The organism is Mesorhizobium sp. P2_D6 (assembly GCF_056404315.1).
The window spans coordinates 390097-413020 of record NZ_JBFUEG010000002.1 but is presented as its reverse complement, the minus strand read 5'-3'; the positions used below and the strand labels follow the sequence as shown (position 1 = coordinate 413020).

General features: G+C 59.3%; 20 protein-coding genes. 15 read left to right on the top strand and 5 right to left on the bottom strand.

Features of this window, described 5'->3' with window-relative positions:
- Positions 1 to 128: 128 nt before the first annotated feature.
- The 4 genes from AC1D1L_RS05155 to AC1D1L_RS05140 form a co-directional block, all read right to left on the bottom strand.
- The gene (locus AC1D1L_RS05155) at positions 129 to 1649 is read right to left on the bottom strand and encodes a mechanosensitive ion channel domain-containing protein (RefSeq protein WP_477339342.1); all 1521 of its coding nucleotides are present in this window, start codon (positions 1647 to 1649) and stop codon (positions 129 to 131) included.
- Between the two features lie 340 nt (positions 1650 to 1989).
- Positions 1990 to 2607: a response regulator transcription factor gene (locus AC1D1L_RS05150; RefSeq protein WP_477339762.1), complete on the bottom strand. Its 618-nt coding sequence runs from the start codon at positions 2605 to 2607 to the stop codon at positions 1990 to 1992.
- Between the two features lie 82 nt (positions 2608 to 2689).
- Positions 2690 to 3064, bottom strand: a complete 375-nt coding sequence (locus tag AC1D1L_RS05145; protein ID WP_477339340.1) for a response regulator — start codon at positions 3062 to 3064, stop codon at positions 2690 to 2692.
- Positions 3061 to 7560: a PAS domain-containing protein gene (locus tag AC1D1L_RS05140; protein ID WP_477339338.1), complete on the bottom strand. Its 4500-nt coding sequence runs from the start codon at positions 7558 to 7560 to the stop codon at positions 3061 to 3063. The genes AC1D1L_RS05145 and AC1D1L_RS05140 overlap by 4 nt, the downstream gene beginning before the upstream one ends.
- Positions 7561 to 7750: 190 nt before the next feature.
- On the opposite strand from AC1D1L_RS05140, the gene AC1D1L_RS05135 reads away from it, so the two are divergent.
- The 12 genes from AC1D1L_RS05135 to AC1D1L_RS05080 all read left to right on the top strand — a co-directional run bounded on the left by AC1D1L_RS05135 (position 7751) and on the right by AC1D1L_RS05080 (position 17507).
- Positions 7751 to 7981, top strand: a complete 231-nt coding sequence (locus tag AC1D1L_RS05135) for a DUF1127 domain-containing protein (protein WP_477339336.1) — start codon at positions 7751 to 7753, stop codon at positions 7979 to 7981.
- A gap of 107 nt (positions 7982 to 8088) precedes the next feature.
- The gene (locus tag AC1D1L_RS05130; protein WP_477339334.1) at positions 8089 to 8847 is read left to right on the top strand and encodes a sulfite exporter TauE/SafE family protein; all 759 of its coding nucleotides are present in this window, start codon (positions 8089 to 8091) and stop codon (positions 8845 to 8847) included.
- A gap of 171 nt (positions 8848 to 9018) precedes the next feature.
- Positions 9019 to 9816 (top strand): alpha/beta fold hydrolase, encoded by a 798-nt coding sequence (locus AC1D1L_RS05125; protein WP_477339332.1) that lies wholly within the window; start codon positions 9019 to 9021, stop codon positions 9814 to 9816.
- A gap of 271 nt (positions 9817 to 10087) precedes the next feature.
- A complete protein-coding gene (locus AC1D1L_RS05120) occupies positions 10088 to 11389 on the top strand; it encodes an epoxide hydrolase family protein (RefSeq protein WP_477339330.1) in 1302 nt (433 codons plus the stop codon).
- A gap of 114 nt (positions 11390 to 11503) precedes the next feature.
- Positions 11504 to 12310 carry an SDR family NAD(P)-dependent oxidoreductase gene (locus AC1D1L_RS05115; RefSeq protein WP_477339328.1) on the top strand — a complete coding sequence of 269 codons (807 nt, stop codon included), beginning with the start codon at positions 11504 to 11506 and terminating at the stop codon, positions 12308 to 12310.
- A 52-nt stretch (positions 12311 to 12362) separates the two neighbouring features.
- Entirely contained in the window at positions 12363 to 12800 is a 438-nt protein-coding gene (locus tag AC1D1L_RS05110) for an organic hydroperoxide resistance protein (protein ID WP_477339326.1), read from the top strand.
- Between the two features lie 76 nt (positions 12801 to 12876).
- Entirely contained in the window at positions 12877 to 13929 is a 1053-nt protein-coding gene (locus AC1D1L_RS05105; RefSeq protein WP_477339325.1) for an alpha/beta fold hydrolase, read from the top strand.
- 213 nt (positions 13930 to 14142) lie between these two features.
- Positions 14143 to 14343: a response regulator gene (locus AC1D1L_RS05100; RefSeq protein ID WP_477339323.1), complete on the top strand. Its 201-nt coding sequence runs from the start codon at positions 14143 to 14145 to the stop codon at positions 14341 to 14343.
- Between the two features lie 243 nt (positions 14344 to 14586).
- Positions 14587 to 15213, top strand: a complete 627-nt coding sequence (locus AC1D1L_RS05095; RefSeq protein WP_477339321.1) for a VOC family protein — start codon at positions 14587 to 14589, stop codon at positions 15211 to 15213.
- Between the two features lie 268 nt (positions 15214 to 15481).
- Complete coding sequence (locus AC1D1L_RS05090; RefSeq protein ID WP_477339319.1) at positions 15482 to 15931, top strand: epoxide hydrolase N-terminal domain-containing protein; 450 nt, start codon at positions 15482 to 15484, stop codon at positions 15929 to 15931.
- Between the two features lie 9 nt (positions 15932 to 15940).
- A complete protein-coding gene (locus tag AC1D1L_RS05085; protein ID WP_477339317.1) occupies positions 15941 to 16351 on the top strand; it encodes a cupin domain-containing protein in 411 nt (136 codons plus the stop codon).
- 40 nt (positions 16352 to 16391) lie between these two features.
- The gene (locus AC1D1L_RS05080; RefSeq protein ID WP_477339315.1) at positions 16392 to 17507 is read left to right on the top strand and encodes a redoxin family protein; all 1116 of its coding nucleotides are present in this window, start codon (positions 16392 to 16394) and stop codon (positions 17505 to 17507) included.
- A 554-nt stretch (positions 17508 to 18061) separates the two neighbouring features.
- On the opposite strand, the gene AC1D1L_RS05075 is transcribed toward AC1D1L_RS05080, so the two are convergent.
- Positions 18062 to 18724, bottom strand: a complete 663-nt coding sequence (locus AC1D1L_RS05075; RefSeq protein ID WP_477339760.1) for a transposase — start codon at positions 18722 to 18724, stop codon at positions 18062 to 18064.
- 885 nt (positions 18725 to 19609) lie between these two features.
- On the opposite strand from AC1D1L_RS05075, the gene AC1D1L_RS05070 reads away from it, so the two are divergent.
- Genes AC1D1L_RS05070 through AC1D1L_RS05060 form a run of 3 tightly spaced genes read left to right on the top strand, consistent with a single transcriptional unit; the run spans position 19610 to position 22843 of the window.
- Entirely contained in the window at positions 19610 to 20950 is a 1341-nt protein-coding gene (locus AC1D1L_RS05070; protein WP_477339313.1) for a DNA modification methylase, read from the top strand.
- The gene (locus AC1D1L_RS05065) at positions 20947 to 21411 is read left to right on the top strand and encodes a DUF5681 domain-containing protein (protein ID WP_477339311.1); all 465 of its coding nucleotides are present in this window, start codon (positions 20947 to 20949) and stop codon (positions 21409 to 21411) included. The genes AC1D1L_RS05070 and AC1D1L_RS05065 overlap by 4 nt, the downstream gene beginning before the upstream one ends.
- The gene (locus AC1D1L_RS05060) at positions 21404 to 22843 is read left to right on the top strand and encodes a phage terminase large subunit family protein (protein ID WP_477339309.1); all 1440 of its coding nucleotides are present in this window, start codon (positions 21404 to 21406) and stop codon (positions 22841 to 22843) included. The genes AC1D1L_RS05065 and AC1D1L_RS05060 overlap by 8 nt, the downstream gene beginning before the upstream one ends.
- Positions 22844 to 22924: the final 81 nt, after the last annotated feature.

The following is a 22924-nucleotide window of genomic DNA, read 5'->3' as shown; positions in this document are numbered from 1 at the left end:
CCACCATGGCAGTAAATCCTTGCCTGGCAAGTCGGTGCGTTGAATTATTACCAATATGCAAAGCTAATACGCTCGAATAAATAGTACGATTGTATCGTAGATACTTTGGTATGGGGGTCAGAATTCAATCAAAGATGGAACAGATGCCGGATACGGGCGGTCAGACGGGGATCTAATTTCGGCAGTACAGAGCCGCCACGATCATCAAGCCTGGACTGCTCCGCTGCGGTCCGCCTGGACAGGAGCGAACCGAGCTCATCCGCAATAGTCGGCCGGTCCCGCATGAGCGGCGCCAACCCTTCCTGGGTGATCTCATAAACCACGACAGGGGTCAGCGCCGTGATGGAACCGGGTTCCCCCGCACCGGTCAGCAGACCGCCCTCTCCAAAGAAATCACCCGGCGCCAGCCTGGCCAGTTCGGCCGCCTCGTCGGTGACACCCTCGCGCCGTCGCGTGACCACGGCCACGCCGCTGCGAAGGATCATAAGGGATTTCAGCACGCTACCCTGCTCAACGAATACCTCGCCTTTGCGAAAGGTGCGGCGCGTCATCGTCGAAGCAAGGGCTTCCTTTTCATCCTCTGTCAGAGGCGCAAACAGTGGAACGGCGTCGAGCAGCCGCATCTGCGTGGCGCGAAGCCCGGCGGACAAAGCGCCCGAAGCCGATGCGGCAACGGCGATGCCGCCGTCGGGAGGTTGGGCGAGAACCAGCCCTGCGGCTTTCGCGTGGCGATAGGTCAGATCAAATATCTCGGTTTTTGCAACACCCACCAGGGACACGTCGGCAACTCTGAACGCTACCTCCAGTTCGACTGCGTTCGCATCGAGCGAGGTTACGTGAACACTAGGCTCTGGGGTTCTCAAGATGGACGTGCTGCTGAGCAGGACAGAATGCATCAAGTCGATCATGGCAGACGGCGCTGTTGTCGGCCGCAAACGTATTGTGAGTGTCACGCCGTGGCTGCGCTCGGGAGTGCTCAGATTTGTGAGTCGCGCTTTCGCGAGATCACTGTTGGGAACAATGACCAGATCATTCGCGCCGGTCAGCAAGTGTGTTGCGCGCCAATTGGTCTCGACAACCTTACCCTCCATCGCGTTGCCGAGTACGAGCCAGTCACCGATCCCGTACGGCCTGGCCAGATTGAGCGCGATGCCCGAGAACACGTCACTCAATGTGCTTTGCAAAGCTAGGCCAAGGATCACCGCGATGGCGCCGGAGGTGGCAATGAGGGTACCGATCGGAGCATTGAAGACATAGGTGACCACTGACAGCACTGCACCGATGTAGATGATGCCGACAACGAGATCCTGTAGAAAGCGACCTTCGCGAACACGTCCCTCGAAAATCACGAACACACGCACGAGGCTGATCAGCGACCAGGCTGCGCTGGTCCACCACGCGATCTTGGCGAGTCCTACGAAAAAGCGCAGCAGACCGGAGGCGTCCTGTGGCCCTGGCGCGTACGGAACGATGCCTTGGGATATCAGCAGAGCAGTGAGCGCGGCAAACAGAGCCAGTTGTCCGACCAGCTGGCGGTCGGACCGCTTGCGAAGCGCCAGCCGCGTAGACACCGTTCCCAGCGCGGCGAGCGTACCCGTCTGCACAATAGGGTCAGCAGCCAACTGAGCGACGTCGCCATAACTCGACATTGATCTGGTTCCTTCGGCGACTTACCTCTCCTCCCGCCGGTCGGACCGTCGGTCAGGCCTTGAAGCCACGATGGTTCCGGTAGGATCGAGCCGAAAGCGAGCGCCTGATGCTCCCGTGTCCAAACGCATATTTGGGCAGTGTGCCTGGATATCTATTGTACGTTGGTATCGACAACACTTTGGACTCGGGTTTGTCCGGTCCCCGAAAGCTGGCGACATCGCGACAGGTTTGTCCCCCTCCGTCGGCAGTTGATGTGAGACACCGCCTGGTTACGGGCCCCAGGCGCCAAAAATTTGGTGGGTGGTGGTGCTGAACAAACCGACCGTGTTCGGCGTGACGTTAGCGGCCGATGTGCAGCCTGCCGGCCATATTGACGAGATCGGCGAAGGATGCGGCCTGCATTTTTTCCATCACTCTGCCGCGGTGTGCCTTGACGGTGATCTCGCTGATGCCGAGCTCATACGCGACCTGCTTGTTCAGCAATCCCGTAATGACCAAGGCCATCACTTCCTGTTCGCGGCGGCTGAGCGATGCGTGGCGCTCGCGCAATGCCCGCATCTCGATTTCGAGGGCGAGCGCTGTCCTGCTCCGGTCGAGAGCCTGTTCAAGGGCCGCCAACATCTCGTCTTCGCTGAAAGGCTTGGTCAGGAACTCGACGGCGCCCGCCTTCATCGCCTTTACCGTCATCGGCACGTCGCCGTAGCCGGTGACGAAGATGATCGGCATCTCGGTCCGTTCCACGGAAACCAGCTTCTGCAGATCCAGGCCGTTCAAATCGGGAAGGTTGACGTCGAGGACCAGGCAGTTCGGAACCTGTGCCCTCGGGCGGGACAGGAAGTGCTGTGCCGACTCGAACATCTCAGCTTGCCAACCCGCTGATTGTATCAGCAGTTCGAGCGATTCTCGGACCGAAATATCATCGTCGACGACGAATACGAGAGGTTTTTCCTGCGGCATAGGCGTCAGCTCGGGTGAATTCGCCAGCTTCGTATGCACAACCATTTACCCTCCTTGCCACTTATCTATCAAGCGACGCGCATCAGTCCGGTCGTAGCGCCGAATTCAAAGCCTCCTGCAGAGCGTCCTCTGTGAACGGCTTGAACAGGCAATCTACAGCACCTTGCTCGATGAGACGCGGCCGCACGGTGTCATCCTTGAGAGCCGTGATGAAAATGGTTGGAATCTTCTGCCCGCGGCGCAGCAGCTCAAGATGCAACTCCGGGCCGGTCATCCCGGGCATAGCGACGTCGAGGATCAGGCATCTGGTTTGGCCGAGGTGGTCAGATGCCAGGAAGTCTTGCGCCGAGGAAAATGCCTTGGCGGTGAAGCCCAGCTCCTTGAGCAGATCGGGGAGAGATTCGCGTACGGATTCGTCATCATCAACGATCGACACGAGGGGCTGCGCAGATTTCATGAAAACTCCGATGGGATTTGGGCACTGCCGCGCGCCACCTTGGTCATGGCAACGTCGTCAACGGATGTTGCATCCGTTGAACAATGTGGAATCGAAAACGCGAATGTCGCTCCTGGGCCATCATTGGCTTGCGCCCAAAGACGTCCATTGTGTCTTTCTATGATGGAGCGGCTGACGGAGAGGCCAATACCCATGCGATCGCTCTTCGTCGTGTAGAACGCGTCGAACAGCTTTTCTGTTCCTTCAGACCCGAAACCCACACCGGCATCCTGCACGGACAGGCGAACCTGCCCGTCCTCATCACGGCTGGTCCTTATCAACAACAGCCGCCGGCGGTCGTTAATGGCGTCCATCGCATCTGTGGCATTGCGCAGGAGGTTCATGATCACCTGCTGGAGCTGGACACGATCACCGGCAACCAGCGGCAATTTGTCGGCCAGTTCGGTGCGCAAGACGACTCGACTGCGTTGCAGGTCTGCCGAAAACAAGGCGATGACCTCTTTCGCGGCGTCGTTGAGGTCGAGCGGCTCGATGGTTACCGCACGCTTGGTGAACAGCGCGCGCAATCGCGCGATCACGTCCGCAGCACGCTTGCCGTCGCGTATTGTGCGGCGCGCCGTTTCCTTCGCACCGTCGACATTGGGCGGGTCTGCCGCGAGCATGCGCAGGCACGTGCTGGCATTTGTGATGATGCCCGCCAGCGGTTGGTTGACCTCGTGGGCGATCGATGCCGTCAAGGTGCCGAGGCTCATGATGCGGGTGACCTGCGCAAGCTCCGATCTGAGCTTCTCGAGCGCCTCTTCCGAAAGCCGGCGTTGTGTGATGTCAAGAACGGCGCCGATATATTCGATCTGGCCATCGCCGTGGCATCCAGCCCGGTGCGCGATCAGGTGCAGATATTTGACCGACTGGTCGGGGAGCACGATCCGGGGCTGGTATTCGAATTCGCGGTCGCCTCGTTGCGCCCGCTCAATCATATTGACAATCATCGGCATGTCTTCGGGGTGGACCAGGCCAGCGATCCGATCGAGCGTCACGACCGTATCCGGCTCAAACTCGAAGATGCGGTAGAGTTGCTCAGACCAGATGATTTCTCCGCTGCTGACGTGCCACGAAAGATTGCCCATACGAGCGAGATGCTGGCCTTCCGCCAGGAATGCCTCGCTGCGTCTGAGGGCGTCTTCCGCTCGCTTGCGCGCCGTCATGTCGCGCGTGATACCAAGCTGTGCGATTGAACCATCGCTGTTGCGCAGCGGAGCGGCGTGCGTCTCCATGTGCCGGCGAATGCCCTGCGCATTGATGAGGTCGAACTCCAGAAAGCCTTTTTCGCCGGCGCAGATCTTCTCGTGGAACTGGTGATATTTTTCTCGGTGCTCGGGAGCTACGAAGTCGAAGAACCGCTGCCCGATGACATTATCGATGGATGGCACACCTGCCATTATCGCGCCGGCCGCATTTGTGCGCAGAACCGTGCCGTCGCGGGCGACCACTTTGACGCATTCGGGCGTCGTTTCCACGATGGCGCGGAAACCCTCTTCACTGCGCTTGCGGTCTTCGATGTCGGTGTTGACGCCATACCATCGGACGATGTTGCCGTAATCATCGTGCAGCGGATTGGCCCGGAACAGGAACCAGCGATATTCGCCATCATGGCGGCGCAGCCGCGCTTCGGTCTCCCCTGGTTTTCCCGAAGCCATGATGGTTTGCCAAGTATCAGCCAAACCAGCCATATCCTCGGGATGGACCGCGACCGCCCAGCCCCAATCCTGCGCGCCTTCGGCGGTAAGGCCGATATAGTCGAGGTAGTGCTTGTTAAGGAACTCGGCGGTGCCGTCCACACGCGCCGCCCAGGCAAGCGTTGGGATCGTGTCGATGGTGAGCTGCAGGCTGCGCTCGCTCGCCGTCAGTGCCTGCTCGGCGCGCTTTAGATCCTCGATGTCCGAGGTGACGCCGTACCAACGGATGACCTTTCCTGTCTCATCGCGCATTGGCCGGCGTCGGCCTACGTGCCAGCGATACGTCCCGTCGGCCATGATGGCGCGATATTCGCATTCGAACGGCTCCTCGGTGACCAGGCATTCTTGCCAGCGACTGTCGACGAGCGGCAGATCGTCGGGATGGAAAAGGCTCCGAAAATCGACGCCGCTGGGCTGGCCACTCAGCTCGAGCGTACGCTTGTTGACGTACACGTTTGTGCCGTCCGCGTTGTAAATGCCGACCCTTACCGGAATGCTGTCGATGGTTGCCTGCAGATTGCGCTCGCTCGCCACCAGGGCCTGCTCGGCTCGTTTTCGGTCCTCAATGTCGGAGCTGACACCGTACCAGTGGATCACCTTTCCTGTCTCGTCACGCATCGGCACACGGCGCCCCAGATGCCAACGATAGGTGCCATCCGCCATCCGTGCGCGATACTCAGCCTCGAAGGGCTCTTCCTTGGCGAGACTCTCGCGCCATAGCTTCTCCGCGAGCCCGACATCATCCGGATGGAACAGCTCCCTCCAATCGGCATCCCCCGGCAGACCACTGAGCTCGATTGACTGCCTGTTGGCGGAAACACGGATGCCATTGGTGTCGTGCACGCTGACCCTTGCAGGAATACAGTCCAGGATTAGACGTAATTCGCGTTCGCTCGCCGCTAGCGCCTGCTCGGCGCGCTTTCGATCCTCGATGTCGGTGCTGACACCATACCAGCGGATCACCTTTCCGGTCTCGTCGCGCATCGGCACTCGTCGCCCTATGTGCCAGCGATATGTGCCATCCGCCATCCGCGCGCGGTATTCGCATTCGAACGGCTCGCCGCTGGCCAAAGACGCACGCCAGAGTTCTTCGGCGCGTTCGCGATTGTCTGGATGGAAAACGTCCCTCCAATCAGACCCAATGGAGTAGCCGCTCAGTTCGAGTGCCCGCTTGTTAGCGGAAATGCGATTGCCCGACGTATCGTAAACGCCGACCCTTGCCGGGATCGTGTCGATTGTTGCTTGCAGGTTGCGTTCACTGGCCGCCAGAGCCTGCTCGGCAATCTTTCGATCTTCAATGTCATGTGCGATGCCGTACCATCTGACCACCTTTCCAGTGTCATCGCGCAACGGCACGCGACGCCCCAGATGCCAGCGATACGTGCCGTCAGCCATGCGGGCGCGGTATTCGCATTCGAAGGGTTCCCCAGTGGCCAGGCAGTGCTGCCATAGGCTCTCCGCGTTCGGAAGATCGTCGGGATGGAAAACCAGCCGCCAATCGGCAAAACTGGGAATGCCGCTGAGTTCGACGGTACGCTTGTTGACAGAGACGTGCGTGCCATCATCGCTGAAAACGCCGACCCGTGCCGGGATGGTGTCGAGGGTCGCTTGAAGGTTGCGCTCGCTGGCCGCCAATGCTTCCTGTGCCCGCTTCATGTCGTCGATATCGGTGGTAACCCCGTACCATTTGATGACGTTTCCTTTGTCGTCGTGCAGCGGGTTGGCGCGGAACACGAACCATCGGTAGACGCCGTCGTGACGGCGAAGCCGCGCTTCGCCTTCCCCTGGCATTCCGGAAGCCACGATCTTGCGCCAGGTCGCTACCATGCAGTCAAAGTCATCCGGATGCAGCGCGTCGAGGGAGTCCCAGGCCGGTATCTGATCAGGCGTGAGACCGACATAGTCGACATACTGCTTGCTAAGGAGCTCGTTCCTTCCGTCAGCGCGCGCCGACCAGGCCATTGCTGGCATCGTGTCGATCGTCAGCTGCAGATTGCGTTCACTGACCGCGAGAGCCTCCAGCGCCCGCTTGCGGTCGTCGATATCGATCATGAAGTGGAACCAGCGCAGGATTTGACCACGCGCATTGCGCAGAGGCATGCCGAGCACGTTAAACCAGCGGTAGACACCGTCGGCACGGCGGTGGCGACTCTCGACGTTGTAAGAGCCGCCGGTCTGATGCGCAGCAACCTGGGCCGCGATCGTGTGCTCGAGGTCATCGGGGTGGACGACTTCGGATTCCTTCCAGCCTTTCAACTCGTCGAACGTCTTGCCGAAATAGTTGAGCATCAGCTGGTTGAGACCTTCGACCTCGCCTGTTGGCGTGGTCACAGCGACTGGAATCGGAATGCTATCGACGGTCGCCTGAAAATCGAACTCTCTCTGCTTGAATGTCTCCTCAACACGCTGCGCATCCTCGACGTCGGTTGCGATCCCACACCACTTGTTGAGCTTTCCGGTGTTGTCGTGCACCGGGCTGCATTGGATGACAAACCTGCGATATTCTCCGTCCGCGCGGCGTACGCGTGCATCCATCTCGCTGGGCCGGCCGGAAGCGATGATCGATCGCCAGTCCTCGAGTAGGCCTGGCAGGTCGTCCGGATGAACCACGGCCTGCCACTCCCGCGCGCGCTTCTCGTTCGTTCGGAGGCCGCAGTAGTCGCACAAGCGTCGATTTAAAAGGTCAATGCTTCCGTCAGGCTGCGCAGTCCACGCCATGGCCGGCAGCGCATCCAGTACGCCACCCTGATCAGTCTTCATGCGCTATCCTTTCCAGCCTATCGGCTAAACTGCGCCAGCGTCCGGCAAACGTCTATTATGCCTTGGTGTTGGTTCCTCGGTTTCCACCCATGGACAGTCCAAAAGTATTGCCGACACTTTCGTGCAATCGATTCTTCTGCTGCGACGGGCCAGTTCTATGAGGGTTCAGTGGGAACCAGAGGATACGACAATGGCCACGATCAAGACAAACTACCTGATGCCGAAGGGGCGGAACGACGATCTCGAACAGACCTGCGACTCGGCTTTCTCAGTCACGTCCCGGATGGCCTGGCTGGAGCGGCAGGTGAAGAAGCGGCGCTCACGCAAGGCGCTGCTCGAACTGAGCGACGACCTGCTGAAGGACATCGGTCGATCGCGCTTTGAAGCCAACAGCGAGGCACGCCGCCGGTTCGTTGATTGAGGAACCGTGTTGGGCCCTGACGCAGCGGTGCCGTTGCTCGGTGCGCGTGCCGCCGGCAGCTCGGCTGAATCTCCAATACATAGTCAACGAGAAGCTGGAGTTTCCGCATGGAGCTGACGGCCGCCACGATAATTGTCGCTTTTGCCGGCGTCTTCCTGATCTCTTTCATGAGGGGCGCATTCGGCGGCGGATTCGCCATTATTGGCATTCCGCTGTTGTCGATCGTCATGGATCCGGTGACGGCGGGTGGTCTTCTCGCTCCGCTTTTCGTTGCCTCGGACCTGGTCGCTTTACGTTACTGGAAGTCCTCGACATGGTCGAAACCCGACCTTTTGCTGCTGTTACCGGGCCTCGTTGTCGGGATCGGATTTGGTTATCTGCTCTTCCGCGTTCTGGATCACCGTGCCATATCGATCGTAATGGCGGTGACCACCCTGGTCTTCGTCGGCCTCTGGTTTGCCGCGGGAGCGAACGTCACGATCCGTCCGCGCTCACCGCCGAAGGCAGTTGCAGCGGGTCTTACGTCGGGTATCACCACCATGGTGGCGCATTCGGGCGGACCGCCGGTTGCCATGTATCTGCTGCCGCTCGGCCTCAGCAAGGAAGTCTATGCAGGCACGACGAGCCTGTTCTTCACTGTCGGCAACATGATCAAGGCGGGGCCATGGCTGCTGCTGTCGAGGCCGGAAGGCAATACCTGGATCGTGATGGCCATATGTCTGCTCGCCATTCCCGCCGGCGTCTGGCTTGGTTGGCGGCTTCACGGAAGGCTGGACCAGCGCCAGCTTTATAGAGCCTGCTATGGATTGCTTATCGTGACGGCGTTCAAGTTGTTGTGGGACGGCGTGTCCGGCTATCTGATGTAGCCGGCGGGCACTTCCGACCCTAAGCCCAGAGCCATCTCCATGCCGTCCGTCGTGATCTGGAACCAATCCAAAAGTATCACCGATACCAACGTGCAATGGCACTGCGTTCTTCGAACGGGCATCTGTCCGGGCATCATAAGCAAATGATGTAGCCCACCAAGGAGAGAAGTCATGACAAGGATTGCGATCTCAAAATCTGGCATTCGGCGAGCAGGCATCGCGATGTTTGCAGGAGCTATGCTCCTCGCCGCCGCCGGCGGTTCGACAATAGCATCGGCGGAGACAGCCACAACGACAGTCGTTCTCGTCCATGGCGCATTCGCCGACGGCTCGTCCTGGGACAAGGTCATTCCACTGCTTCAGGCAAAAGGCCTGAACGTGGTCGCGGTTCAAAATCCGCTGACCTCGCTTGCCGACGACGTGGCCGCTACGCAGCGTGCCATCGCGCAGCAAAAGGGCTCTGTCGTTCTGGTCGGCCATTCCTGGGCAGGGACCGTCATTACCCAGGCCGGCAATGACGACCACGTCAAGGCGTTGGTCTATGTCGCCGCTTTCTCTCCTGGCGATGGGCAGTCGACGTCCGATCTCAACAAAAACTACCCCACCCCGCCCGGATTGACGCACCCGCAGGTTGACGCCGCGGGCTTTCTGACACTGTCGCACGACGATATCGCCAAATACTTCGCCCCCGACGTTCCCAAGGCGGAGTCCAACCTGATCGCGATCACACAAGGCCCTGTGCGCGGCGCGAACTTCGACGAGAAGGTGACAAGGGCCGCATGGAAGTCGAAGCCCAGCTGGGCGGTCGTCACCAAGAATGACCAGATGATCGATCCCAAGCTGCTTGCGGACAGCGCGAAGGTGATGAACGCCCATGTCAAAACCATCGCGTCCAGTCATGTTGCGATGCTGTCGCACCCGAAGGAAGTGGCTGCGGTCATTCTGGAAGCGGTTAAAGCCGTAAAATGACGTCAGGAGGCCGAGCATGGAACGGCGGCCTCGCCGCGTCCATGCGGCCTCGGGCTGGATAGTCCCAGCAGTCCATTATTGCCGATCTGAGCGCGGCGGGCGCCTTGGCGCCCGCGCGAGTCATGCATTGCTCCGTAGCTTCATCTCCAAATTGCACAATCATCAGACCAATCCAAAAGTATCGCCGATACCTTCGTGTAATAGATTAGGCGCCACTGAAAACAGAACTATGCAGAAGTCAAAAGAATTTTTCTTCTCATAGGAGCACGTTATGCCAAAAGATCTACTTTCCCCCACGAGGCGTGAGCTTCTCGCCGCTACGGCTGCGGTCGGCGTCATCAGCATGGTGCCGAAAGCATTGGGCGCGGCATCTGCGGAAGCGATCCGTCCCTTCAAGATCAATATCCCCCAGGAACAGCTCGACGATCTGCGCCGGCGAGTGGCAGCGACCCGGTGGCCTGACAAGGAAACCGTCCAGGACCACTCCCAGGGCGTGCAGTTGGCGACGACGCAGAAGCTCGCGCAATACTGGGCGACCGATCACGACTGGCGCAAGGTGGAGGCAAGGCTCAACGCCCTCCCGCAGTTCGTCACCGAGATCAATGGACTGGACATTCACTTCATTCATGTCCGCTCGAAGCATGAAAATGCCTTGCCCGTGATCGTGACACATGGATGGCCGGGCTCGATCATCGAACAGTTGAAGATCATCGGCCCGCTCACCGATCCGACGGCGCATGGCGGCAGCGAAGCTGACGCGTTTCACGTCGTGATCCCCTCGCTGCCCGGTCACGGATTCTCCGGCAAGCCGACAGCGCCTGGCTGGACCCCTGTCACCATCGGCCAGGCCTGGGCAATCTTGATGCAGCGCCTTGGCTACACGAAATACGTGGCCCAGGGCGGTGACTGGGGCAATGCCGTTTCCGAGGTCATGGCCGTGCAGCAGCCGAAGGGATTGCTCGGCATCCATACCAACATGGCGGCCACGGTCCCGGCCAACATCTCGAAGGCACTCGCGTTCCATGAGGCGCCTCCCGCCGATCTGACCACGGAAGAACGCAATGCGTGGGACCAGCTGGTCGAATTCTACGGCAAGGGTCTGGGCTATGCGCTGGAAATGTCGAACCGGCCGCAAAGCCTATACGGCATCGCCGACTCGCCAGTCGGTCTGGCTTCATGGATGCTCGATCACGACATCCGCAGCTACGACCTTATCGCTCGCGTCTTCGACGGGGCAACCGAAGGTCTGACGCGGGACGACATTCTCGACAACGTCACGCTTTACTGGCTGACGAACACGGCGGTCTCCTCGGCCCGGCTTTACTGGGATACGACGCAGATCTCGAATGGAGCAGGTTTCTTCGACGTTCGCGGCGTCAAGCTGCCGGTTGCCGTGAGCGCTTTCCCCGATGAGATCTACGCAGCGCCGAAGAGCTGGGCCGAAAAGGCTTACCCCAAGCTCATTCACTACAACAAGCTCGCCAAAGGCGGCCACTTCGCTGCCTGGGAACAGCCGAAAGTATTTTCGGAAGAGCTGCGTGTCGCGTTCCGGCCGCTGCGCCAGCAGATCTAAAGCGACAGAGCGGCTCCCCCCACCGCTCACTGCCGCAAGCGCGGCCGGGTCCCCCCCGGCCGCGCATCCCACAATCCATCGCCCCAGCCGGCGCAAACCTGATCGGAGAATGAAATGTCTACCACTTCCAAAGGGATCGCAGTTGTCACAGGCGCTTCTTCAGGGATCGGCGCGATCTACGCCGACAGGCTCGCACGCCGCGGCTACGACCTCATCCTCGTTGCACGCAGCCAGAAAAAGCTCCACGAGGCGGCGGGACGCATTTCTCGCGCCACAGGCCGCGCTGTCAACTTCATTGCCGCGGATCTCAACGACAGAGCAGACTTGAAGCGGATCGAGACGCTGCTCGCAACCGAGCCGGGCATCACCATGCTGGTTAACAACGCCGGCATTGGTTCGGTCGCGCCATTGCTGGAAGCCGATGTCGATGCAATGGAGCGAATGATTTCGCTGAACGTGACCGCGCTCACCCGTCTGACCTATGCCGCAGCTCCATCCTTTGCAGCGCGCGGCGGAGGGGCGATCGTCAACGTAGCGTCGATCGTTGCCGTCCGGCCCGAATCCCTGAATGGCGTCTATGGCGGCACGAAAGCTTTCGTTCTGGCGCTCAGCCTGTCGCTGTTCAAGGAGCTGGCCGCCAGCAACGTGCGCATCCAGGCCGTTCTGCCAGGCGCCACCGCCACGGATTTCTGGGACCTGTCCGGCAGGCCGCTCGAAAATCTTCCTAGCGAGATCCTGATGTCCGCCGAGGACATGGTCGATGCAGCTCTTTCCGGCTTCGACCAGGGTGAGCTGGTCACCATCCCCGCACTGCCCGACGCTGCCGACTGGGACGCTTACGAAGCGGCCCGTCAAAAACTCATCCCCAATCTGTCAAATCGCCTTCCTGCAGCACGCTACGGCGTAGCCGCAGCGGCCTGACGCAGGCTCCGCAATTTTTTCCCGACCATCTTCAGAAACCGAAGGAACGAACATGTCACAAGCAGCAACGGCCCCGCAGGGCGAGAAGCTCCTCTACACCGGCAAGGTTCACACGCAGGGTGGCCGCGATCACGGCATCGCCCACAGCGACGATGGCCAACTCGAAGTCAAGTTCTCGCCGCCCGGCTCCGGACGGCCGGGGACCAACCCCGAGCAGATGCTGGCGGCCGGCTGGTCGGCCTGTTTCGAAGGTGCGCTCGACATCGTGGCGCGCAAGCGCAGGGTGACGCTCGCCTCGGACCCGACCATCGACGCCGAAGTGGACCTGAACTATGGCGGCGAGGGCTTTTTCCTGCGCGCGCGCCTCAACGTCAGCCTGCCAGGCGTCGAGCGCGATGTCGCGCAAGCCCTCGTCGAGGAAGCGCACCAGATCTGCCCCTATTCCAAGGCGTTGAGCAAAAGCATCGATGTGACCGTCAGCCTCATCTGACGCGGCCGTTGGCACCGGCGACCGGCGCGCATGAAGCGTCGGTTGCCCGCAATTCAAAATGTGAGAGGCATTCGACATGAACACCGAAAAGGCTCCCGCAACCGTCGATGTCCGTCGTCGCCAACTGATTGGCGCTACGGCGATGACTTTGGCCGCCGCCGAACTGGGGCTGATCGTGCCGGCCAAGGCCGCCACCGCCCCGACGGATCAGGCAAAGGCAATGTGCAATAGTTTCCCCCCGTTAAAGCAGATCGATGCCGGGGCGCTTAACGTGAGCTATGCCGAAATGGGTCCGGCCAACGGCAAGCCGGTTATCCTGCTTCATGGCTGGCCCTATGACATCCACACCTATGCCGATGCCACGCATGTGCTGGCTTCGAAAGGCTATCGCGTCATCGTTCCCTACCTGCGTGGCTATGGTCCGACCCGCTTCCTGTCCGATACGACGGTGCGCAACGGACAGCAGTCCGTCATCGCCTCCGATGTCATCGCCCTGATGGATGCCCTTGCTATCGACAAGGCGGTCATCGGCGGTTGTGACTGGGGCGCCCGCACCGCGGGCATCGTCGCCGCACTGTGGCCGGAACGCTGCAAGGCGCTGGTCTCGGTGAGCGGCTATTTGATCGGCAACCAGGAGGTCGGCAAGCAGCCGCTGCCGCCGAAAGCCGAGTTGCAGTGGTGGTACCAGTACTATTTCAGCACCGAGCGCGGACGCGCCGGCTACGAGAAATACCGGCGCGACTTCGCCAAGCTCATCTGGCAGATCGCCTCGCCGCAGTGGAACTTCGACGATGCCACTTTCGAACGCAGCGCCGCCGCCTTCGACAATCCCGACCACGTCGACATCGTCATTCACAACTACCGTTGGCGGCTCGGCATCGCCGAAGGCGAAGCACAGTACGACGCCCTTGAAAGGCAGCTTGCCCAGGCGCCGGTGATCACCGTTCCTGCAATCACGCTGGAAGGCGACGCCAACGGCGCGCCGCATCCTGATGCTGCTGCCTATGCGAAAAAGTTCTCAGGTAAATACACACACCGCATCGTCAGCGGCGGCATCGGCCACAACCTTCCCCAGGAAGCACCTGAGGCCTTTGCCCAGGCCGTCATGGATGCAGACGCCATGAGCTAGGGAGGTCAGGCCCGGCTCTCGAGGTCGGGCCAGGCAACAAGGAGGAAGCGCCGGGAAGACCGAGGTGTCTGATGGCCCCCATGGGTCACAAGTTCCAGACTGCATATTAAGGGCTCAACGCGCACAGGCGTGCAGATACGCGTTCTCTTCGGCCGAGCAGTTTCTGGGGTCAGGCGTGGTCAATGAGACCAACTGTCTGCTTCTTGACGTCCCATGCCTGGTATGACGGGGCCTGATCTTGAGCGAGAGCTGGCGCGCAGAGGTCAGTCCATCCCAATCGTGTTCATTACGGCACCAAGAGATGAAACGGTTCGACCGATTCTCCTTAAGAATGGGTCGGCACGATGCCTGTTCAAGCCATTTAGCGACACCGCACTGCAGAAGGCACTCGACCTAGCCCTCGAGGCTGATTAAGCGCTGCGGACTTGGCGGCGTCCGACCAAAAGAAACCGGCGTGCCAGCCTCGCCACTGCCGTCCATGCGCGAAACCGCTGGCTCGATGATTACGGCCGTTGCCGTAAGCATTGCGATCTTCACTTGGTAGTCCAAAGGTATTGCCGACACCATCGTGCAATTGTTTTCCGCCCCGTGTCGGCAAAAATTTGGTCCGGGCATCTGAATTGTCACGGATGCAGCCACGCAACAAAGGAGATCAAGATGAACGCCATGCTGGCGAGCGGCGAAGCCGCGACCAAAATCCCGAAAGCGCGAGCCGTCGACATGAAGCTTGAGGTCGCCGTCATCCCGGTTGCCGATATCGATCGCGCCAAAAACTTTTACAGCGGCTTGGGTTGGCGGGTGGATGCTGACTTTGTCCGGGGTGACGGCTCTCGGGCCGTTCAGCTCACACCCCCAGGTTCGCCGTCTTCGATACACCTCGGTGAAAAGCCGGTGCTTTTTCTGGTCGTATCCGACATCGAGGCTGCTCGCGCCGAGCTTGCCGGACGTGGGGTCGAGATCACCGATGTTTTCCATCGAGGCAACTCGGGCCAGATCGATGGCCCAGCTCCGAACCGGGCAAGCTACGGTTCGCTGGCGTCGTTCAGCGATCCCGACGGCAACCGGTGGCTACTCCAGGAGGTCACCACTCGACTGCCAGGGCGCGTCGATACGAATGTAACGACGTTCACGTCGCCGGCCGAGCTTGCGGCTGCCATGCATCGTGCTGCAGTAGCGCATGGCGAGCACGAGAAGCGAAACGGCGGCGAGCGCGACGAGAACTGGCCCGCCTGGTACAGCGAATACATGGTCGCCGAGCAAGCCGGCAAACCGCTCCCTCTATGAGCACCGGCATGACGTCGGTCGCCCAAGATTGCCACCGACGTCCTGTTTCGCGCGATGTCGCCGGTGCTAAAGGCCGTGGACGCAGCGGTCGCGGTCTCTAATTTTTCCGCTGGCCATCGCACAAGGCCAGCGTCACCGATGCCGGTCGGCGGCCCCGCCGGTTCCCTCCCCCGCGCGAGATGATCTCGATTGGCATCGGTTCTCTTTCGCTCACAGCACGTTCTCGACGGCCTTTCCAGAAAACCTAACGACACCAGAGGATTGGACAATGGACAAGAGACAACCTTCAGAAGGTATCAACCAGGATCGGCGTCGACTTCTAGCCGCAGTCACGACGGGCGTCGTGGCTGCTGGTACGGCAAACCTTCTGCCATCGCCGCTACGTGCTGCGGCGTCCAACGACGCCATCCATCCCTTCCACATTCATATCCGAGAAGAGGAACTGGTCGATCTTCGCCGGCGACTTGCTGCCACGCGGTGGCCCGACAAGGAGACCGTGACCGACCAGTCGCAGGGTGCTCAGTTGGCCAAGCTGCGGGGACTGGTTCAGTACTGGGGCACCGATTACGACTGGCGCAAGGTCGAGGCGAAGCTGAATGCACTGCCGCAGTTCATCACCAATATCGATGGAATCGATATTCCTTCAGGCAGGCCTGACTATCTCACCACATCTCACCCGGCCGAACATTTGGCCGGATCGCCCATGACAAATTTGTAGGAGGCCGACATGAAGGCAAGGCAGATTGGTGCGATCATATTGATCGCTGGAAGCGGTACCGTATTCAACACAACCTGGGCGCAACAGACGGAACAGATGCCAGGGATAAAGCGTACGGACCTGCAGAGGCATGATCTCAGCATCCCGGGTCAGGAGGCCGTCCAGACACGCGTGGACTTCGCGCCTGGAGCGGCTTTTCCCATGCACAGGCATCCCGGTGAAGAGATCGTCTATGTCCTCGAAGGATCGATAGAATACGAGCTCGAGGGTAAGCCACCGCAAATCATCAATGCCGGCGGCGTGCTGTTTGTACCCGCCATGGTGCCCCATGCCGCGAAGAATGTCGGCACGGTCGACGCGGCTGAGGTCGGAACCTATGTCGTCGAGAAAGGCAAGCCGCTCGTCGAATTGGTGAAATGAGATTCGGAGGTCACAGTCAGACCACGGAAGGAGTTTCCGCATGACGACGAACCAATTGTTGGCCTCGTTCCTGTTCATCACCGCGATCGGCCTTCCGAGCATCAGCTTTGGAGCAGAAGCCAAGGAGCTATCGATGACATACAAAGGATCGCAAGGTTCATCTGTCCATGCCTCGATTCTCGGCTGGATTGCCGACCAATCGGAGTTGTCGTCTATTAAGGGAGCCAACGAGTGGCTCAATTCGGCGCCACTGACGCCGGAAGCGCTTCGCGGGAAAGTCGTCCTTGTCAGTTTCTGGACCTACACCTGCATCAACTGGATGCGCGTGCAGCCCTACCTTCGCGCCTGGGCGGAAAAGTACAAGGGCCAAGGCCTGGTCGTGATAGGCGTCCACTCGCCGGAATTCCGATTTGAGAAGAACATCGATAACGTCCGCCGCGAAGTGAAAGCGCTTGGCGTCGACTATCCTGTCGCCGTTGACAGCGAGGGAGCGATCTGGAGCGGGTTCAACAACAATTATTGGCCGGCGTTCTATTTCATCGATGCGCAAGGAAACGTTCGCGATCAACATTTCGGCGAGGGCTCCTATGAGCAATCGGAAATGATCATCAAGCGGCTGCTGGCAGAGGCTGGCGCCGAAGGCATCGGCCCCGATTTGGTATCGGTCGACGCGCGCGGCCTCGAAGCGGCTGCCGACAAAGCCAATCTCAAGTCTCGGGAAAACTACGTCGGCTACAAACGCACCCAGGGCTTTGCATCGCCGGGCGGTGCGGTGCGCAACAAGCCACACCTCTATGACGCGCCCGCACAACTGCGCCTGAACGAGTGGGCGCTGTCCGGCGACTGGACAATAGGAAGCGACGGCGCTTCTCCGACAGAGCCCAATGCCAACATCACGTACCGATTCCACGCCCGCGATCTTCATCTTGTAATGGGGCCGGCATCGCCGGGAACATCCGTGAAATTCCGCGTCCTGATCGATGGTCAGCCACCAGGCGGATCTCACGGCCTGGACGTTGACGAACAGGGCAACGGCACGGTGAGCCAGCAGCGTCTGTTCCAGTTGATCCGGCAACAGGGACCGATCACAGATCGCCAATTCGAAATCACGTTTCTCGCCCCGGGCGTCGAGGTTTTCTGCTTCACGTTCGGCTGATTGCCTATGTCGGTCTGCCTGGTCCCGATCGCCATCGATCGAGGAAGCCGAGCAAACCGGCACCCGCTCGAAAGGCCATCGCGCGGCAATATCGACCTTGGCTTCAACCCCGGTCTTTGCCGGAAGGGAAATACAATGAACGCTATCGTCAAAGCTGCCTCCGTTCAGATAAGCCCGGTACTTTACAGCCGGGACGGCACCATCGAGAAGGTCGTTAGGCACCGGTACAGAACATCATGGGATCCGAGCAGCAGAAATTGCTCGATCAAGCCGTGACGGTGCCGTCTCCGGCTGTCGATGCCATACGCGAAGCTGCCCGAGCGGCAGGAAGCACAGCGGGTTGTTCGCAGGTGCTGTGTCCGGAAACTATGTGCGGATTTCTATTGTTCGGAATACGCGATTTGCGCCGCCACCCGGCCATATTCCAGACTGCATATTATGCGACTTTGGGGCTAGAAGTACGAACTGGACGGACCGGCGCTGTTGCTAGAAAGAAGGCACGAGTTGCTCATTCGACCTCAGCGCTCAGCGGACATCCATTCTTGCAAGGAATTTCAACCGTTGAGGAGCTCCGCGATGAACGTTCTATGATCCGACGCGTACGAAGAGGTGTCGTTCGGCAAAGAATGGAAGGCGCAAGATAGCCTGTCCCCGTCACCCTCTCGTGCAAGTATTTTTCCATAGAGAAAAGGCTTATTCCGAATTCCAAAAGTATATTTCAATGGGGCGATCATCAGTTTTCGAAACGGCGACGCCTGTTGCTCCGCCCAGACAATTCTACTGTATTCAATGAAAAATTCGGAACGTTCGTCTTCTAGCAGCCTGAAGATTAGATACCATAATCCTTCCTTTGACCAGCGTGTGAAACGGCGATGGATGCTGTTCCATCTACCGTATTCTGTTGGAAGCCGTCGCCAATGGCTTCCCTCGCGGACCTTCCACAACACCGCATCGACAAATAGCCGATTGTTCACAGCAGTTCGCCCGGGGTCTGTCGGAATACCGCTCAGATAGGGGGCTATCCGTGCCCATTGTCGATCGCTCAGGATTTCGCGTCCTTCCACGTGCCTTCGCTCCGAAGCCTCGCTGCAGAATAGCGCCGCGTCGTTCCGATCTGAATGTCCACAGGTCTCACGATAATTGATACCCCTCAAGGGGGAGCGGTTCTGCACGTCCCGGATCCGCCGCGCTTCAGGACGCCAAGAGGATACCCCCATGCTCATTAGACCCAGAGTCTACCTTTCCCCTCTCCCGCATCAGAACAGCTCAGTGCCGAAAAGTATCTGTCTCACTCCAACTCAGCGTAAACGGCTAACTTCCGGAGTTCGAAAACTTCGTCTGGTTCCGATCTTGGTCGAGACCGACCTGGACACCGTAGGATCTGAATCCTCTCTACAATTGGCCCGCGATGCCAGCATCACTCACGTAATAGTCGCGACCTATCCTCTGCATCAGTCAAAGAGAGTCAAGTTCGAGTTCGGGCTCGCCCCAATCTCTGAACTGGCGAGCCTCGTCCCGCTTGGCCGGCGATCGCGGGCGAACCAACATAAGCTCCGCTTAGATGGCTCTGCATTGGTGGTTCTAGATGCACGGAGGCCATTTCCAATCGACGAAGATACCATGTGGGCTCTTCACCAACGGCAAGACGCATGGTGGCGCTGTCGTCAGGACCTGACCTTTTTCGAAGCCAGCCGGCCTCTCTGGCAAACTTTCGGTCACAAACAGTACGACGACGATGAAGGCGATTGCCTGCTCGATTTTTTCGATATCGACCTCACGACCGTGGGTGGCTCATACCAAGGTCACTGGGGGCCTCTACATGGGTATAAGGGTCCCTTCCCCTTTACTGCCTGTTTTCAAATCCAAAGAGGGCGCCAAATCCGATGGGTCCTATCTGTCATCGACCAGGTGGAGGATTGGTACGTCGGCATCGCGGAGGACATTACTCCACAGCTGGCGGCTCTGGAACGTCAGATCAGGTTTTACCTGCCCGAACCTCAGCGAGCCCGCTTGGTGGGTAATAGACCGCACTCTCAAGCCGGAGTTTTCCTGCACGTCCCTAGTCCTCGCGACACGAGCCCTACCCAGTTGGGAGCGGCCGAATGAAAAATCATCTCGAGATGAAACTCACTCCCATTTCGGAAGTGAGGGTGTCGCCCCACGCGGTTCGAAACCATGCAGGGGGAAAAATTCGCAAACTGGTTAAGCTTATTGAAAAATATGGGCAGATCAGTCCTATCATCACCGAAGGCGGCGGTTATGTCGTTGACGGTCATGCAAGGTTTGCAGCAGCACAAAAGGCCGGTCTGACCCATATGCTGACCATCGACATATCGCATCTGCCCGAGGCAGACAGGCGAGCCCTAAGGCTCGCGCTGAACCGGCTCGGCGAAGAGGGAATATGGGACAAGAAAGCACTGGCCAAAGAGCTTCGGTACCTGATGGAGGTAGGGTACGAACTTGACCTGACGGGCTTCGATACCCTCGAAATCGAAAACACGATCGAGGTAGATGTCGATGCTCCAGGCGATGTTGAAGAACTCGACGCACGTTTGCTTGTTGAGATGCCTGTCTCAAAGCTCGGCGATATCTGGGTGCTGACCAACGGTGCTTCGACCCATCGCCTGGCTTGCGGCGACTGCCGTGACGAGGGTTTGCTGCAACTTCTATTCGACGACTTGACTGCATCCGTATGCTTCACCGACCCCCCGTATAATGTCCCGATAGAAGGGTTCGTATCGGGTCTAGGCAAGGCAAGTCATCAAGAGTTTGCGATGGCCTCCGGAGAAATGTCACCGGAACAGTTCGGGGCATTTCTTGGGGCGGTTTTGACTGCAATCTTTGGTCGGCTAGCAGCGGGCGGGCTGGCCTATGTTTGCATGGACTGGCGCCACATTGCCGCTCTGGTGATAGCCGCAGAGGCATGTGGTCTCGAACTCGTGAACCTCGCTGTCTGGGTCAAGACCAATCCTGGCATGGGATCATTTCTGCGATCCCAGCACGAGCTTGTCGCGATATTCAAACGGGCTGGCGAAAAACACCGCAACAACGTGGAGCTCGGCAAGCACGGCAGGTCGCGCTCGAACGTTTGGCAGTACCGCGGTGTCAATGTCTTAGGTCCCGAACGCCACCTGCTGAACGAGCACCCAACGGTCAAACCGTCGGCAATGGTGGCCGATGCGCTGCGCGATTCCAGTAAAGCTGGCGACATCGTTTTCGACCCATTTTTGGGGTCCGGAACGACGCTGCTCGCGGCCGAACGATCCAGGCGGATTTGCTTCGGAGTGGAGATCGAGCCGCGTTTCGTCGATCTGGCCATTCGCCGATGGCAGACAGAGACCGGCCTTTCAGCCGTTCGGCTGTCTGACGGTCTAACGTTCGAGAAAGCCCAAGCTGCTCTGGCAGCCGTGCCATCCGACCTGTCGCCGGAGGCCTCACTATGAGCACCGAGGACGAAGACGAAAAGGTCGGTTACCGCAAGCCTCCGAAAAAGTCCCGGTTCAAACCGGGACAATCGGGCAATCCGCGAGGGCGACGCAAGCGTATTGAGAACATCGGACTTGCGGTCCTCACGGAGCTTAGTCAGCCCATCACGGTGCGTGAAAACGGACAGGAGCACGTTCTCACGAAAAGGGATGCGATAGCCAAGACGATTGTCGCCGGCGCCTTGGCGAAAAACGTCAAGATGATCCAGATCTTGATAAGTCTGGTCCCTGACCAGTTTCGGATCCCCGAAAGCTCAAAACCTGCTGTGTCAGACCTTTCTGCCGAAGAGGCCGAGATCTTGGAGCGCTTTGTTGCCGGAAGGCTGGGAAGCATGGTCGGCGGGCAAAGCCGAAGCGAACCAGCAATGACCCAGCCCGGGCATACGGGGCCTGCAGATGAGGGGGACAACCATGACTGAACGCTCTCGAGAAGCCTTTCTTGCGCTCTGCCGGACACATCTATGGGCGTTCAACGACCGGATGCTGCGCCTTTCCGTGCCGGGCTATGAGCGCTTCCCCTACATCGATCTCATGGCGCAGCATATCGAAGAGACAGTGCTGCGGCGAACGGATGGCAACCTCGTCATCAACCTGCCCCCGCGCCACCTCAAATCCTATACGGCGATTGCAACGATGGCCTGGTATCTGGGAAGATTTCCGAACCGAGAAGTCATGCTGGTCACCCACTCTCAAAGCCTTTCGAGAGACCTGGCAGCAAAGTGCGTGGCGATGATGCGGACCAAGGCATACGCAGAAATCTTTCCCGGATTGCAGATCAGCGACGAGAGGCAAGCCACCATGGACTTCCGCACCAAAGCTGGCGGCGCTCTGTTAGCCGGCAGCTTTGAGACGAGAATGACAGGACGAGGCGCCGACCTTCTTTTGATCGACGACGCCTTGTCGGCGCAGGAGGCCGAGTCCCAGGCTTCTCGTGACACGGTCATCAATGCGTTCGAGGCCGTCTTCTCGACCCGCGGGAACAATCCCGCTTGGAAATCGGTGGTCTCAATCGGGCACCGGGTCCATACCGGTGACTTGCCCGGCTATTTGCTGACACGCGATTTCGAGCATCTCAAGTTGCCGTTCAAGGCGGAGGATGACGAGTTCATTGACCGCGGCGAAATTGAGTTTCGTCGGAAGAAAGGCGAGGTCCTGCAGCCGAGCCGATATACGCCCGCCATCATCGCCAGAGAAATCGATACGCTGGCCCCCTATGTGTACGCGACCCAGTATCAACAACGCCCGACGGCCCGCGAGTCTGGCGTTCTGAAAGCCGCATACTTCCCCGTGGACGCAAGCGTACCCAGCGGAGGCGAGACGATTTTTTCCTGGGATTGCGCATCGAGCATAAGTCCCGGCTCATCCTATTCCGTCTGTCTGGTGTTCCAGAAACACGGTGCCGTGAGTTACCTGAAACACGTCAGTCGAACTCGCTTGGACTATCTCTCGCTCAAGGCTCAAGCCCTGGCGCTGAACGAACGATATCAGCCAACGCGTCATCTCGTTGAGATGACATCGAGTGGCATCGCTCTGGCGGGGGAACTCAGGGCGCGGGGTGCGAACGTCATCGAGATCGCCCCCGGCGGCCTCTCGAAAACCCAACGCCTTGATGCCGTCATGGGCAAGATCACGACGCAATACGTCCACATTGTCGCGGGTATCCCAGGCATCGATGCCTTTCTGGATGAATTGACTGCCTTCCCCTATGGATCGAACGATGACCAGGTCGACGCCCTGACGCAATATCTGCAATGGCTGTCCAGTTCAGAGCCCGCGGGTGTGCCTGACCCGGTCTTTCGGAGGATCGCGCCCAGACTCAGTCGAATCGAGCGCTACCGGCCAAGGACGTAATCGAAAACCGGTAAGCTGGGAAGGAGCGCGGCGCGCCCTCGACCGAGCCTTCAATTCAACAGCGTGTGTTCTATTGGCCTG